Genomic DNA, 14,156 nt, shown 5'->3' on the forward strand with positions numbered 1-14,156 from the left:
CTCTAACGGACGCAGAAATAGAGAAGCGCCTGTTTGAACTCAACGAGGCAAGGAGCAAGTGAGGATATGAGCACATCACCACTTCTGCCTGAACCCATCACGATATCGCTGTGGGGCACAGACGATAAGAGAACCTTTGAGAGGGTATCGGATGTTATCGATTGGCTGGAAGGAGAACAGCGAGAGTGGACAGAAGCCACTCCAACCAATGCCCACTTGAAGAAGCACTGGGAGAGCCTCCGCGGATTTGCAGGCCGGACCTTAGGGATCGCAAGAGAGATAGAGAAGCTTTTGCAAACAAAAGGGATGGAGCAGTTCACCGATACACACGTCCAACAACTGAACCAACTCCAGCAAAGCTTGGCTCAACACCTTTCGAAGTATTCCAATGGAGAGGTGATTAATAGGTGTCACCCATTCTTTTCCCACGCCCAAGTCTTGGCGGAAGCGGACGCCGACGCCGGGGCATCACTATTGCTAGCCTGCCTGTCAAACGGGAGCCGGTTGCTCGGGCAAGCCGGGGGGCTCGACGCTATCGCCCGCATCGGGCCTAGTCACGCCTACCTCGACCTTGCCAAACGCAAGACAATCAAGACCCTCAAAGCAGAGCTGTCCATTCTGCGCAAGCGTGCCGATGAAGACATTGCAGAGGTGCGGGGCCTCATCGACCAAGAAGTGGCCCGCACCCGTGAGCGAGAAGCCATTTATCAAGCTACGGTGGAGGAACGTGGCGAGTCCTGGAAGGCACTGACGGCCAAGTGCAATGAAGAGTGGGACGAACTCAAACGCATTTACGATGAGAAGTTGGCCCTACTCGCCCCTACCGAATACTGGCGGGACCGTTCAATCGACCACAAGAAGAGGGCTAAGCACTACGCGTATGCCTTCGGTGGCGCCTTGGCGACCTTCCTAGCGGTGTTCGGATGGCTTGGCGTCACCCACCTCATCGACCCAGGCACGGAGTCCGTTGTGCTGGCAGTTCTTCCAGTGCTGGTTCCCGCCTTTGCTGGCATCTGGGTCCTACGGATACTTGGAAGGCTCCTGTCCGAGAACTTGATGATTGCCCAAGACGCACACGAGAGAGAGACGATGGTGAAGACCTTCTTGGCTCTTATGCGTGATGAGACCACTGGTAAGGAGGTCATCACTGACGAGGACAGAAAGATCATCCTCCACGCTCTCTTCCGTCCTTCAGCTGTGACGGCTACGGATGATGCCCCACCTCTTCACTACCTGGAGGCGTTCAAGTCTAAGTAGTCACCCCAGCCAGTTTTTCTAAGAAGCCTCTGCCTAACCGCAGGGGCTTTTTTGTGGGCTAATCGAACAAATTTACAATTACCCTCTTGCGTAGTTGATATTTTCTGCTTAACTGAATATATCGACAATCAAACAGGAGTATTCAAATGAAACAGACCACCCCCCCACTTTACAGCACCTCAAACAAGAATGTCTCGGTTTAGAGGAAACAAGCGGGCTTATTAGTCAAGACAACATACTTGCCTTATACGACAAGAACCACGCCCTCTCAGCGGAAATAACATTAGGAGAGGGAATGAAAACACTGGTTGACAGTTTGGAGAATTGCATTAGGTTACTTGAACCACCTACTGTGGAGAAAACATCACGTCAATTGGAGAAGAGAAGGTAAGGGAACTTGCAACCACAATATCTGAAACCTTAAAAGATAAATTCGGCTCCACTATTGACGCCGATGAATGCCTCAGGCTTGCCGTGAAGTGCGAAAGGTGCCCCCCAAAGAGCGTTCCCCTGCCCCGACGAAGGTCTCAAAAGAGCGTTCCCCTCTGCGGGGATCCATCATGGATGGACTGACCGCCTAACACGGTCTGTTCTTGTGCGGCAGGGTCTGCCGTGACGCTACGAGCCTTGCTATCCTTAGCGCCTTCGGCCCAGTAGCTCAACTGGATAGAGCGCATCCCTCCTAAGGATGAGGTTGCAGGTTCGAGTCCTGCCTGGGTCGCCAAGCCTCGTGACCAGCACTAGTGGTCAATTTTTCACCAAATGAGCCACTAACCGTCCCAGGAAGTTGGCCAAAGTTTCACCATCGCCCCAGAATCGTCCCAGCACTTCGTTCGACCTCTTGTAAGTTATTGATTTATAACGTATTTTCTTACACGAAATCGCGCCCTCCTAAGGGGAAGGTCGCACGTTCGAATCGTGCCGGGGTCGCCAGACCGCCTCTGCAACACAGTCCCGGAAACAGGAGTTATTGATGACCCATCCCGTCCTCACCGCGCTTGGCCTGAACGACACCGAATCAGGCACCTACCTCGGCAATGGAGAGTGGGCCCAGGGCACCGCCGCCGGCGTGCTGGAGCCGATGAACCCGACCGATGGCGAGGTGCTGTCGCGGGTCGGCGCGACCAGCGCGGAGGACTACGAGAAGGTCATCGAGCGTGCCCAGGCCGCCTTCAAGGTCTGGCGCACCACCCCGGCGCCGCTGCGTGGCGAGGCCGTGCGCCTGTGCGCCAATGCGCTGCGCGAAAACAAGGACGCGCTGGGCTCGCTGGTCGCGCTAGAGATGGGCAAGTCCAAGCCCGAGGGCGACGGCGAAGTCCAGGAAATGATCGACATCGGCGATTTCGCCGTCGGCCTGTCGCGCCAGCTGTACGGCCTGACCATGCATTCCGAGCGCCCCGGCCACCGCATGTACGAGCAGTGGCATCCGCTGGGCCTGGTCGGGATCATCTCCGCGTTCAACTTCCCGGTCGCGGTGTGGGCCTGGAATGCGTTCGTCGCGGCTGCCTGCGGCGACATCTGCATCTGGAAGCCGTCGGGCAAGACCCCGCTGTCGGCGATCGCCTCCATGCGCGTCTGCAACGAGGCGCTGAAGAAGGGCGGGTTCCCGGACATCTTCTTCCTGATCAACGACGCCGGCACCGAGCTGGCCGAGAAGTTCGTCGACGACCGGCGCATCGCGCTGGTCAGCTTCACCGGCTCGACGAAGGTCGGCCGCCAGGTCGGCGAGCGCGTCGCCCGCCGCATGGGCCGTTCGCTGCTGGAGCTGGGCGGCAACAACGCGATGATCGTCGACCAGACCGCCGACCTGAAGCTGGCGATCCCGGCCATCGTGTTCGGTGCGGTCGGCACCGCCGGCCAGCGCTGCACCACCACCCGCCGGGTGTTCATCCACGACTCGATCTACGATGACGTGCTGGCCAAGCTGGTCACCGCCTACAAGCAGGTGGAGAAGAAGATCGGCGACCCGACCGACCCGGCCAACCTGATGGGCCCGCTCAACAGCCCCGAGGGCGTGCAGGGTTACCTGGACGCGATCGAGAAGGCCAAGGCGGCCGGCGGCACCGTGGCGACCGGCGGCGGGAAGCTCGACCGCAAGGGCAACTTCGTCCTGCCGACCATCATCACCGGCCTGACCAACGACGCCGAGATCATCCAGACCGAGACCTTCGCGCCGATCCTGTACGTGATGAAGTTCAGCGACCTGGACGAGGCGATCGCGATGCAGAACGACGTCCCGCAGGGCCTGTCCTCGGCGATCTTCACCGAGAGCCTGAAGGCCTCGGAGAAGTTCCTGTCGGCGGCCGGTTCGGACTGCGGCATCGCCAACGTCAACATCGGCACCTCCGGTGCGGAGATCGGCGGCGCCTTCGGCGGCGAGAAGGAAACCGGCGGTGGCCGCGAGTCCGGTTCCGACGCCTGGCGCGCCTACATGCGCCGGCAGACCAACACCATCAACTACTCCGACGCGCTGCCGCTGGCCCAGGGCATCAAGTTCGACCTCTGAGGCAGGCGGGCCATGGAACCCACGTCCGGCACCCCTTCCCCGATGCCCCCCGCCCTGCCCGCGGGCGGGCGGCAGACCAGTGCCCTGGCGATCGCCAGCCTGGTCACCGGGGTGCTGAGCTGGGTCGTGGCCCCGGTGGTCGCCAGCCTGGTGGCGGTGGTCTGCGGCCACCTGGCGCGTGCCGAGATCCGGCGCGAGCCGGGCCGGCTGGAGGGCGACGGCCTGGCCGTTGCCGGGCTGATCCTGGGCTACGCCAACCTGGCGACCGCCGCGCTGGCGCTGCTGGTCGCGGTGGTGTTCTTTGGCGGCCTGTTGGGGCTGGGCGCGCTGGGTGCGGGGTGGGCCTGAGGTGTACCCGCTCGCGCGGCCCCTGCTGTTCGGACTGGATGCCGAGCGTGCCCACGGGCTGACGCTGCAGGCGCTCGACTGGGCGCATGCCCGCGCCCCGTCGCTGCTGCCGTCCACGCCCGCACCCCTGCCCACCCGCGCCTTCGGGCTGGAGTTCCCCAATCCGGTCGGCCTGGCCGCCGGCCTGGACAAGGACGGGGCGCACATCGACGCGCTGCTCGCGCTGGGCTTCGGCTTCATCGAGATCGGCACCGTGACCCCGCGCCCGCAGCCGGGCAATCCGGCCCCGCGGCTGTTCCGCCTGCCCCGGCACCGGGCGGTGATCAACCGCATGGGCTTCAACAACGGCGGCGTCGACGTGCTGGTGCGCAACGTCGAGCGCGCCCGCCGCAGCGGTCCCGGGCTGCTGGGCATCAACATCGGCAAGAACAAGGACACGCCCAACGCGATCGCCGCGGGCGACTACATGTATGGCCTGTCGCGGGTCTACGGGCTCGCCGACTACGTCACCATCAACATCTCCTCGCCCAATACCGCCGGCCTGCGCGAACTGCAGGAAGAACAGCAGCTGCGCCAGCTGGTCGGCACCCTGCGCGAGGAGCAGGAGCGCCTGGGCGCCAAGCACGGCCGGCGGGTGCCGATGCTGGTCAAGATCGCCCCGGACCTGAGCGAACGCGACATCGAGGCCTGCGCCCGGGTGCTGGGCGAGCTGCAGGTCGACGGGGTGATCGCCACCAACACCACCACCTCGCGCGAGGGGGTCGAAGGCGACCGGCTGGCCGACCAGGCTGGCGGGCTGTCGGGGGCGCCACTGCTGGCGCGCTCGACCACGGTGCTGCGGATGATGCGCACCCGGCTGCCGGAGAGCATCCCGCTGGTGGGCGTGGGCGGCATCCTCTCGGGGGCCGACGCGGTGGCCAAGTTCGCCGCCGGAGCGACCCTGGTGCAGTGCTATTCCGGGCTGGTGTACCGCGGCCCGGGCCTGGTGGGCGAATGCGTCGAGGCGATCCGCCGCCGCCGCTTCGCCCCCAGCCGCGGTTCGCTGCCGCCCGACGCATGAGTGCACCCGTGCGCATCCTCCGCGATGCCCCGCTTGCCGGCCGCAACAGCTTTGGCGTCGCCGCGACCGCCCCGCTGCTGGCCGAAGTCGACGATCCCGCGGCGTTGCCGCAGCTGTTGTCGCGCCCGGAATTCGCCCGGCCGATGGTGCTCGGCGGAGGCAGCAACCTGCTGCTGGCCGGCGATCCGGACCGGCCGCTGCTCGCGCTGACCGGCCAGCGGGTGGAGGTCCTCGGCGAGGACGGACCGGTGACCATGGTCCGCGCCCAGGCCGGGGCCAACTGGCACCGCTTCGTCCTGCACAGCCTGGACCTGGGCCTGTGCGGGCTGGAGAACCTGGCGCTGATTCCCGGCACCGTGGGCGCCGCGCCGATCCAGAACATCGGCGCCTACGGCGTGGAGGCCGGCGAGTTCGTCCACGCCGTGCACGCCTGGGAGCCGGCACGCGGCCGCTGGCACCGCCTCGACCGCGCCGCCTGCGCCTTCGGCTACCGCGACAGCCTGTTCAAGCACGAGCCCGACCGGTTGGTGATCACCGCGGTGGACTTCGCCCTGCCACGCCAGGCGGCGCCCCGCCTCGGCTACGCCGGCCTGGGCGAGGCGCTCGCCGCGGCCGGCATCGGGCACCCGACCGCCCTCGATGTCGCCCGGGCGGTGATCGGGATCCGCCAGCGCAAGCTGCCGGATCCGGCAGTGCTGGGCAATGCCGGCAGCTTCTTCAAGAATCCCGTCATTCCCGCCGCCCGGGCACAGGCACTGCTGGATGCACACCCCGGCCTGCCCTGCTTCGGCAGCGGCACCGCCCGCAAGCTCTCGGCGGCCTGGCTGATCGATGCCTGCGGCTGGAAAGGCCACCGGGACGGCGACGCCGGAGTCTCGCCGGACCATGCCCTGGTGCTGGTCAACCGTGGCGGTGCCAGCGGCGCGCAGCTGCTGGCGCTCGCAAGGCGGATCGCGGACTCGGTACGGGCGCGCTTCGGCGTTGACCTTGAGCCCGAGCCACGGCTGGTGGGCGCGCGCTGGTGAGGATGGCCGCGCCGCTCCACGCCGCGCTGCTGATGCTCGGCAGCACGGTGTTCTTCGCCTTCATGGTGCTCACCATCCGGCTGGCATCCGGCGAGCTGCACGCCTTCGAGGTCGCGTTCTTCCGCTCCTTCTTCGGCATGCTCGCCGCGTTGCCGCTGCTGCGGCGCCATGGACCGGGGCTGCTGAAGACCGACCAGTTCCCGCGCTACATCGTGCGCTGCATGCTGGGCACCGCGGCGATGTTCTGCGGCTTCTGGGCGATCGCCAACCTGCCGCTGGCACACGCGGTCTCGCTGTCGTACTCCTCGCCGCTGTTCGTGACCATCGCCGCCGCGCTGTGGCTTGGCGAGCAGGTCCGGGCACGGCGCTGGAGCGCGGTGATCGCCGGGTTCATCGGCGTGCTGGTGATCGTCCGTCCCGGCACCGAGGGCTTCAGCTGGGGCAGCATGGTGGCGGTCGCCGCGGCGGTGATCAGTGCGGTGGTCGCGATCCAGATCAAGCAACTCACCCGCACCGAACCGGCCGACCGGGTGGTGCTGTGGACGACCATCCTGTGGGTGCCGATGTCGTTCCTGCCGGCGCTGGCGGTCTGGGAGTGGCCGCATGGCATCACCTGGCTGTGGGTGGTCGCCGCCGGCGTGCTCGGCACCGCCGGGCACATGCTGTGGACCCGGGCGCTGAAGCTGGGCGATGTCAGCGCGCTGTCGCCGATCAGCTTCCTGCAGCTGCCAATCGTCGCGCTGCTGGGCTGGCTGCTGTTCTCCGAGGCCCTGGATGCCTGGACCGTCACCGGGGCGGCAATCATCCTCGGCGCCAACGGGTACATCGCCCACCGCGAGGCGCAGCTGGCCCGGCGCCGCCCGGTTACCGGGGCGACCCCAGCGGCGAACAAGCCGGCGGAGTAGCCCGTCCGGCCCACGGGTGCCGGTGCAGGCCATACAGCAGCAGGAAGCAGGCCACGGCCCAGATGCTGGCCGCCGCCCACCCGGCGAGGATGTCCGACGGGTAGTGCACGCCCAGGTACACACGCGAGGTCCCGACCAGGAGCACGCCGGCCAGCGCGGCCAGCAGCACCGGCCAGCGCCAGCGGGTGCGCCAGGCCAGCAGCACCAGCACCCAGGCCAGGGTCGCCGAGCCCATCGCATGGCCACTGGGGAAGCTGAAGGTCTCCTCGGGGGCGATCGACTCCCACAGTGCCGGCCGATCACGGGCGAACAGTGCCTTGGTGCCCATGTTCAGCAGTGCCGAGCCGCCCAGCGCCAGCGCGGCGAACAGCGCCTCGCGCCGGTGCCGCAACCAGGCCAGCGCGAGCACGAATCCGATGTCGAACGGCACCAGCCCGTATTCGTAGCCGAGCCGCGTCACCCGGAGGAAGAAGGCATCCAGGCGCGCGCCCGCCATGGCCCTGGCGGCCTCGAGCAGCGGCCGATCGAACGGCAGCGGCTCGCCCGCGTGGACCTCGCCGGCCAGTTCGGCGAAGCCCCACATCGGCAGCAGCACTCCGGCGAAGACCAGCAGCACGCGCCAACCGTGGCGGGCCAGCCAGCCGGGAGTCGGCTCCCGCGAGGGAGCCTTGGCCTCACGCCGGCCGGGCGCCGCCAAAGTGGCGCTCGACGTAGGCATCGATCAGTTCGATGAACTCGCCGGCGATGCCCTCGCCACGCAGGGTCACGGTCTTCTGCCCGTCCTCGAACACCGGGGCCGAGGGCGCTTCGCCGGTTCCCGGCAGCGAGATGCCGATGTTGGCGTGGCGCGACTCGCCCGGCCCGTTGACCACGCAGCCCATCACCGCCAGGGTCAGGTTCTCCGCGCCCGGATGGGTGATCTTCCACTCCGGCATGCGCGCCCGCACGTGCTCCTGCACCCTCTGCGCCAGTTCCTGGAAGAAGGTGCTGGTGGTGCGGCCGCACCCCGGGCAGGCGGTGACCATCGGGGTGAAGGCCCGCAGGCCCATGGTCTGCAGCAGTTCCTGGGCGACGATCACCTCGTTGCTGCGCGACTGCCCCGGCTCGGGGGTCAGCGAGATGCGGATGGTGTCGCCGATGCCCTCCTGCATCAGGATCGCCAGCGCGGCGCTGGAGGCGACGATGCCCTTGCTGCCGATGCCGGCCTCGGTCAGCCCCAGGTGCAGGGCGTAGTCGCCGCGGTTGGCCAGCTCGCGGTACACCGCGACCAGTTCCTGCACCCCGGAGACCTTGGCGCTGAGGATGATCCGCTCGGCCGGCAGGCCCAGCTCCACGGCCCGCGCGGCCGAGTCCAGCGCCGAGCGGATCAGCGCCTCGCGCAGCACCCGGCCGGCATCCCAAGGCACCGCGCGGGTCGCATTCTCGTCCATCAGCTGCTTCGCCAGCGCCTGGTCGAGCGAGCCCCAGTTGGCGCCGATGCGCACCGGCTTTCCATGCCGGGCGGCCAGCTCGATCAGGGTGGCGAACTGGCTGTCCTTCTTCTTGCCGAAACCGACGTTGCCGGGATTGATGCGGTACTTGGCCAACGCCTCGGCACAGGCCGGCTCGGCGGTCAGCAGCTGGTGGCCGTTGTAGTGGAAGTCGCCGATCAGCGGCACCTCCACTCCCTGCATCGCCAGCCGTTCGGCGATCCGCGGCACCGCGGCCGCGGCCTCCGGCGTATTGACCGTGATCCGCACCATTTCCGAGCCGGCGCGCCACAGCTCGCCGACCTGGCGTGCGGTGGAGGCGACATCCGCGGTATCGGTGTTGGTCATCGACTGCACCACCACCGGCGCGCCGCCGCCGATCTTCACCCCGCCGACAACCACCGTGCGGGTCAGGCGGCGGCCCTCGGGGCCGAACGGGCGTGGCGTGCAGTCGATGGTGCTGTCGTATCCCATGGGCGGCGATTGTACCGGTGCCCCCACGAACACAGGGGACGATGGTTGACTATCAAATGAGAATCATTAACATCCACTGCCTTCACGACGAAGGAGCCTGCCGATGTATGTCGCACGCCCGCATGGGACCTCCTCCCCGCCCGGGCCACACGGCACCACACCGCCGCGCCCGCCAGCGCCCCCGCCACCGGTACTCGACAGCACTTCCCTGCTCGGGGGCCAGCGCGAGATCCGCATCCAGCACGGCAACGAAACCTACCGGCTGCGGCATACCCGCAACGACAAGCTGATCCTCACCAAGTAGCCGCGCCCTCCCGGCGCCGTTCCACCCTCCCTTCCCGGGCCTGCCCGCCACCGGTCTGCAACGACCGGACGCCAGCTCGCCGCCCGTTACCCAACGTGCGAGAGCAATGCGTCCCCATCCCCTGTCTGCAGCGCTCGGCCTGGCCTTCGGCCTGGCCGCCGTCCCCCCTGCCCTTTCCGCCGGTCCGCTCGTGGATCCCGCGGCCCGCGACCACGACCGCGTCGTGGTGACCGCCACCCGCACCGAGCGCCTGATCCTCGATGTGCCCAACACGGTCGATGTGATCGACCGCGGGCGCATGGACGAGTTGCTGGTACGCGATGTCGCCGACCTGTTCCGCTACGAACCGGGCATCACCGTGACCCGCGGCTTCGGCCGCTTCGGCATCGGCGACATCCGCGTGCGCGGGCTTGGCGGCAACCGCGTGCGCATCCTCACCGACGGGGTGCCGGTCTCCGATGCGTTCTCGATCGGCAGCTTCTCCAGTGCCAACCGCAACTTCGTCGACCCCGACACCCTCAAGCGGGTCGAGGTGGTGCGCGGGCCGACCAGCTCGCTGTACGGATCGGACGCGCTGGGCGGCGTGGTCGCCTTCATCACCAAGGATCCATCGGACTACCTGGAGGACGGGCGCAGCAGCCACCTGGGCCTGCGGCTGGGGGCGGAAAGCGACCGGGACGGGTTCGGCGCCAGCGCCACCGGTGCCTTCGGCGGCGGGCGCTGGTCCGGCCTGGTCAACGTGGGCCACCGGCAGGGCCGGGAAACCGGAAACAGGGGCAGCGACGACAGCATCGGCGCGGCGCGGACCCGGCCCAACCCGCAGCGCAGCGACGGCCGCAGCCTGCTGTCACGGCTGGTGTTCGCTCCCACCGCCGGCCAGCGCTTCCGGTTGACGGTGGAGGGCAACGAGGACAGCGCCGATACCGACATGCTGACCTCGCGCGGCCTGCAGGCCATGACCGGCGCGACCAACACCCTGGTGCTTGCCCGGGACCACCAGACCCGTGCCCGGGTCTCGTTCGCGCACGAGCTGGACTCGCCGGTCGCCGGCTTTGCCGATGCACTGGACTGGCAGGTCTACCGCCAGGACAGCGAAACCACCCAGGACACGCTGGAAGAACGCATCACCGGCGCCGGCGCGCCCGAGCGGCGCGAACGCAGCTTCAACTTCGACCAGCGCAGCCATGGCCTGCAGGCCAATGCCCTCAAGCAGTTCAGCACCGGCAACGCCGAGCACGCGCTCACCTGGGGCCTGGACCTGCAACGTACCGATACGCGGCAAAAGCGCGATGGCCGGGTCACCGACCTGCTGACCGGCGCGTCCAGCAACGCCATGCTGCCCGACGTCTTCCCGGTGCGGGACTTCCCGGTCAGCCGCACCGACACGGCCGCGCTGTACGCGCAGGATGAAATCGTCCTTGCCGGTGGCGCGTTCCGGCTGGTGCCGGCACTGCGCCTCGACCGTTACGAACTCAAGCCGGAAGCCGATCCGATCTTCACCGGGGACAATCCGGGCGTCCCGTTGTCGGGGCTGACCCACACCCAGGCGTCGCCGAAACTGGGGATGGTCTGGCGCTTCCAGCCCGACTGGTCGCTGTTCGCCAGCTACGCGCACGGCTTCCGCGCGCCGCCGTACAACGACGTCAATATCGGCTTCACCAACACGATGTTCGGCTACACCGCGATCCCGAACCCGGATCTCAGGCCCGAGACCAGCCGCGGGTTCGAGGCCGGCATCCGCCACACCGGCCGGGCCCTGCACGCCTCGATGACCGGGTACCACAACCGCTACGAGGACTTCATCGAATCGATGCGCTTCATCGGCTTCAACGATGAAGGACTGATGGTGTACCAGTCGCAGAACGTGGCCGAGGCGCGCATCTACGGCGCCGAGCTGAAGGCCGGGGTCGAGCTCGGCGCACTGCTGTCGCCGGCCTGGAAGGGCTGGAGCGTGCAGGGTGCCGCGGCCTGGTCGCGCGGCGATGACCGTACCGCGCACGTGCCGCTGGACTCGATCGACCCGCTCACCGCCACGCTCGGCATCGCCTACGCAACCGGGACCTGGGGCGCGGAGCTGATCGGCCGCGCGGCGGACGCCCGCAGCCGGGTCTCGTCCGACACGCTGTTCCAGGCACCCGGGCATGCGGTCCTGGACCTGTACGCGCACTGGCAGCTCTCGCCACAGCTGCGCCTGGACGCCGGCATCCGCAACCTCGCCGACCGCAAGTACTGGGGCGCCGGAAACCTCCCCCAGGCGCTGGCCGGCACCAGCAACACCGTGGACCGCTACACCGCGCCGGGCCGCAGCTTCGCGCTCAGCCTGGCCGTGGCGTTCTAGCGGTGCACATCCAGTCCCATTCCCCGTCGTCCCACTCCCACAGGAGACACCCCATGAAGCCCGCCAGCAGGATCCTGCCCGCCTGCCTGCCCCTCCTGCTCGCGCTCGCCCCGGCGGCGGCGCAGGTTCCCGCAGCCGCCGATCCGGCCCCCAGCCGCGACCGCGCCGCCATCCTCGCCATGCAGGGCGAGTACGACGTCGAGTTCTCCTTCGATGAAACCGTCACCTATGCGCCGGGCTACGAGCACGCCAGCGCCAAGCGCAGCGGCGGCAGCGAGATCGTCCTGGTGGTGGAGGACTCGCCAGGCCGGATCGTGCTGCAGCACATCCTCGTCCATGCCCCGACCGGCCATGTCACCAAGCATTGGCGGCAGGACTGGACCTGGGAAGCACCGCGGCGCTTCGAATTCAGCGCCGACCAGACCTGGCAGGTGCGCGACATCCCGGCGGAGGCCACGCGCGGCGCCTGGACCCAGTGCGTGTACGAGGTGAGCGATGCCCCCCGCTATTGCGGCACTGGCCGCTGGGAGCACGCCGGGGCGGCTTCGACCTGGACCTCCGACCGCAGCTGGCGGCCGCTGCCGCGCCGGGAGTACACCACCCGCGATGACTACAACGCCTTGGAAGTGGTCAACCGCCACACCATCGTGCCCGGCGGCTGGACCCACGAGCAGGACAACCTCAAGGTGGTGCGCACTGCCGGCGGCGATGTCGAGCGGGTGATCGTGCGCGAGTTCGGCTTCAACGACTACCGCAGGGAGCACGAGGTCGACTTCAGCCCGGCCCTGGCGTACTGGGAGGCGACCTCGGACTACTGGGCGCGGGTGCGCGAACGCTGGAACGCCCTGCTGTCGCAACCGCCGGGCCTGCACCTGAAGACCCCGGTGGACGGCATGGCCATCATCGAGCCGCTGTTCACCCAGGCGCAGCAGGTGCAGGACGGGGGTGAGGTCAGCGACGCGGAGATCGATGCCGTGTTCGAGGAATGGGTGGAGCCCGCCCCGCCCCCGAGGTAGGGTATCCAGCCGCCCGCCCCACCCTGCCATGCCTGCCGAACAACCCGCCAACGCCCTCACCCCCAGCCAGCTCAACACCCTGGCCCGGGACATGCTGGAGGGCGGGTTCCCGTCGGTGTGGATCGAAGCCGAGTTGGGCAACGTGGCCCGCCCGTCCTCCGGGCACCTGTACCTGACGCTGAAGGACGAACGCGCCCAGGTGCGCGCGGCAATGTTCAAGTCCAGGGCCGGCTGGCTGAAGTTCCAGCCACGCCAGGGAATGCGGGTGCTGGCCCGCGGCCGGGTAACCCTGTACGAGGCCCGCGGCGAGTTCCAGATGGTGCTCGACCACATGGAAGAGGCCGGCGAGGGCGCGCTGCGGCGCGCTTTCGACGAGCTGAAGGCGAAGCTGCATTCGGAGGGACTGTTCGAGGAGGGCCGCAAGCGGCCGCTGCCGGCCTACGCGCGGCGGGTCGCGATCATCACCTCGCCGACCGGCGCGGCGGTGCGCGACGTGCTCAGCGTGCTCGGCCGGCGTTTCCCGCTGGTCCACGCCGAGGTGCTGCCGGTCCCGGTCCAGGGCGAGGGGGCGGCGACGCGGATCACCGCGATGCTGCACCGCGCCGGGCACTGCACCCGCTACGACGTGCTGGTGCTGGCCCGTGGCGGCGGCTCGCTGGAGGACCTGTGGGCCTTCAATGACGAGGCGCTGGCGCGGGCGATCGCCGCCAGTCCGGTGCCGGTGGTCTCGGCGGTCGGGCATGAGACCGACTTCAGCCTGGCCGACTTCGCCGCCGACCTGCGCGCACCGACCCCTTCGGTCGCCGCCGAGTTGCTGGTTCCCAGCTGCGAGGACCTGCAACACCGGCTGCAGTTGCTGTCCCGGCGCCTGGCCGCCGCCCAGCGCCACCACCTGCAGCGCGCGATGCAGCGCAGCGACCGCGCCGTACTGCGGCTCAACGCCTGCCGCCCGCAGGCGCGCCTGGACCTGCTGTACCGCCGCCAGGCCGAGGCGCTGCGCCGGCTGCGCGCGGCCTGGCAGCGCCGGCTCGCCCGCGAGCAGTCACGCGTCGGCCATGCCGGCGCGGTGCTGCGCGCGGTGCACCCGCGCCAGCGCCTGTCGCGGCTGCGCGAGCGGCTGGCGGCGGTGTCGCACCGCCCGCAGGCCACGATCGCGCGCCGGCTGGGCAACCACGCCCTGCAGCTGCGCGGGCTGGCGCGCTCACTGGAAGCGGTCAGTCCGCTGGCCACGGTGGCGCGCGGCTACGCGATCCTGTCCCACCCCGACGGCCGGGTCGTGCGCGGCGTGCTCGACGCGCAACCCGGCGACCTGCTGCAGGCGCGGCTGGCCGACGGCACCCTGGCAGTCCGGGTCGACCCCTCCGACCGCACGTGAGGCGCAATACGCCTTTGGCCATTGCGCCCCACCCGTCGGCAGGGGTGCGATAATCGGCTGTTTTCCGCCACGCTGAGTG

The 14,156-nt window shown here is 68.4% G+C and carries 12 protein-coding genes and 1 tRNA gene; 11 read left to right on the forward strand and 2 right to left on the reverse strand.

From position 1 onward, the window contains the following. The first annotated feature begins 66 nt into the window (after positions 1 to 66). From LY625_RS08355 to LY625_RS08385, 7 genes are all read left to right on the forward strand, one after another. A complete protein-coding gene (locus tag LY625_RS08355; protein ID WP_233739578.1) occupies positions 67 to 1,257 on the forward strand; it encodes a DUF6161 domain-containing protein in 1,191 nt (396 codons plus the stop codon). 647 nt (positions 1,258 to 1,904) lie between these two features. Next, positions 1,905 to 1,981 (forward strand) — tRNA-Arg (locus tag LY625_RS08360). A gap of 249 nt (positions 1,982 to 2,230) precedes the next feature. Beyond that, positions 2,231 to 3,763 (forward strand): aldehyde dehydrogenase family protein, encoded by a 1,533-nt coding sequence (locus LY625_RS08365; RefSeq protein WP_233739579.1) that lies wholly within the window; start codon positions 2,231 to 2,233, stop codon positions 3,761 to 3,763. 12 nt (positions 3,764 to 3,775) lie between these two features. Next, positions 3,776 to 4,111, forward strand: coding sequence for a DUF4190 domain-containing protein (locus tag LY625_RS08370; protein WP_233739580.1), 336 nt, complete (start codon positions 3,776 to 3,778; stop codon positions 4,109 to 4,111). A gap of 1 nt (position 4,112) precedes the next feature. Further along, a complete protein-coding gene (locus tag LY625_RS08375; RefSeq protein ID WP_233739581.1) occupies positions 4,113 to 5,171 on the forward strand; it encodes a quinone-dependent dihydroorotate dehydrogenase in 1,059 nt (352 codons plus the stop codon). Continuing rightward, complete coding sequence (gene murB, locus LY625_RS08380; RefSeq protein ID WP_233739582.1) at positions 5,168 to 6,196, forward strand: UDP-N-acetylmuramate dehydrogenase; 1,029 nt, start codon at positions 5,168 to 5,170, stop codon at positions 6,194 to 6,196. The genes LY625_RS08375 and murB overlap by 4 nt, the downstream gene beginning before the upstream one ends. Positions 6,197 to 6,198: 2 nt before the next feature. Beyond that, entirely contained in the window at positions 6,199 to 7,101 is a 903-nt protein-coding gene (locus LY625_RS08385; protein WP_233739583.1) for a DMT family transporter, read from the forward strand. Here LY625_RS08385 and LY625_RS08390 read toward each other — a convergent pair. After that, entirely contained in the window at positions 7,061 to 7,819 is a 759-nt protein-coding gene (locus LY625_RS08390; RefSeq protein ID WP_233739584.1) for a phosphatase PAP2 family protein, read from the reverse strand. The two genes, LY625_RS08385 and LY625_RS08390, sit on opposite strands and share 41 nt — an antisense overlap. After that, a complete protein-coding gene (gene ispG / locus LY625_RS08395) occupies positions 7,776 to 9,044 on the reverse strand; it encodes a flavodoxin-dependent (E)-4-hydroxy-3-methylbut-2-enyl-diphosphate synthase (protein WP_233739585.1) in 1,269 nt (422 codons plus the stop codon). The genes LY625_RS08390 and ispG overlap by 44 nt, the downstream gene beginning before the upstream one ends. Positions 9,045 to 9,147: 103 nt before the next feature. Between ispG and LY625_RS08400 the strand changes: the two genes are divergently transcribed. The 4 genes from LY625_RS08400 (at position 9,148) to xseA (ending at position 14,077) form a co-directional block, all read left to right on the forward strand. Then, on the forward strand, positions 9,148 to 9,348 hold the full coding sequence (locus tag LY625_RS08400) for a hemin uptake protein HemP (protein ID WP_233739586.1): 201 nt from the start codon (positions 9,148 to 9,150) through the stop codon (positions 9,346 to 9,348). A gap of 106 nt (positions 9,349 to 9,454) precedes the next feature. Further along, positions 9,455 to 11,686 (forward strand): TonB-dependent hemoglobin/transferrin/lactoferrin family receptor, encoded by a 2,232-nt coding sequence (locus tag LY625_RS08405; RefSeq protein ID WP_233739587.1) that lies wholly within the window; start codon positions 9,455 to 9,457, stop codon positions 11,684 to 11,686. A gap of 53 nt (positions 11,687 to 11,739) precedes the next feature. Then, positions 11,740 to 12,702 carry a DUF6607 family protein gene (locus LY625_RS08410; RefSeq protein WP_233739588.1) on the forward strand — a complete coding sequence of 321 codons (963 nt, stop codon included), beginning with the start codon at positions 11,740 to 11,742 and terminating at the stop codon, positions 12,700 to 12,702. Positions 12,703 to 12,730: 28 nt separating this feature from the next. Continuing rightward, positions 12,731 to 14,077 carry an exodeoxyribonuclease VII large subunit gene (gene xseA, locus LY625_RS08415; RefSeq protein WP_233739589.1) on the forward strand — a complete coding sequence of 449 codons (1,347 nt, stop codon included), beginning with the start codon at positions 12,731 to 12,733 and terminating at the stop codon, positions 14,075 to 14,077. Positions 14,078 to 14,156: the final 79 nt, after the last annotated feature.

Source organism: Lysobacter sp. GX 14042, from assembly GCF_021390425.1.
Taxonomy (GTDB): Bacteria; Pseudomonadota; Gammaproteobacteria; order Xanthomonadales; family Xanthomonadaceae; genus Novilysobacter.

Coding starts and splice junctions, on each gene's coding strand:
- LY625_RS08355 (WP_233739578.1), top strand. CDS start 67: ATGAGCACATCACCACTTCTGCCTGAACCCATCACGATATCGCTGTGG.
- LY625_RS08365 (WP_233739579.1), top strand. CDS start 2,231: ATGACCCATCCCGTCCTCACCGCGCTTGGCCTGAACGACACCGAATCA.
- LY625_RS08370 (WP_233739580.1), top strand. CDS start 3,776: ATGGAACCCACGTCCGGCACCCCTTCCCCGATGCCCCCCGCCCTGCCC.
- murB (WP_233739582.1), top strand. CDS start 5,168: ATGAGTGCACCCGTGCGCATCCTCCGCGATGCCCCGCTTGCCGGCCGC.
- LY625_RS08385 (WP_233739583.1), top strand. CDS start 6,199: ATGGCCGCGCCGCTCCACGCCGCGCTGCTGATGCTCGGCAGCACGGTG.
- LY625_RS08390 (WP_233739584.1), bottom strand. CDS start 7,819: ATGCCTACGTCGAGCGCCACTTTGGCGGCGCCCGGCCGGCGTGAGGCC.
- ispG (WP_233739585.1), bottom strand. CDS start 9,044: ATGGGATACGACAGCACCATCGACTGCACGCCACGCCCGTTCGGCCCC.
- LY625_RS08400 (WP_233739586.1), top strand. CDS start 9,148: ATGTATGTCGCACGCCCGCATGGGACCTCCTCCCCGCCCGGGCCACAC.
- LY625_RS08405 (WP_233739587.1), top strand. CDS start 9,455: ATGCGTCCCCATCCCCTGTCTGCAGCGCTCGGCCTGGCCTTCGGCCTG.
- LY625_RS08410 (WP_233739588.1), top strand. CDS start 11,740: ATGAAGCCCGCCAGCAGGATCCTGCCCGCCTGCCTGCCCCTCCTGCTC.
- xseA (WP_233739589.1), top strand. CDS start 12,731: ATGCCTGCCGAACAACCCGCCAACGCCCTCACCCCCAGCCAGCTCAAC.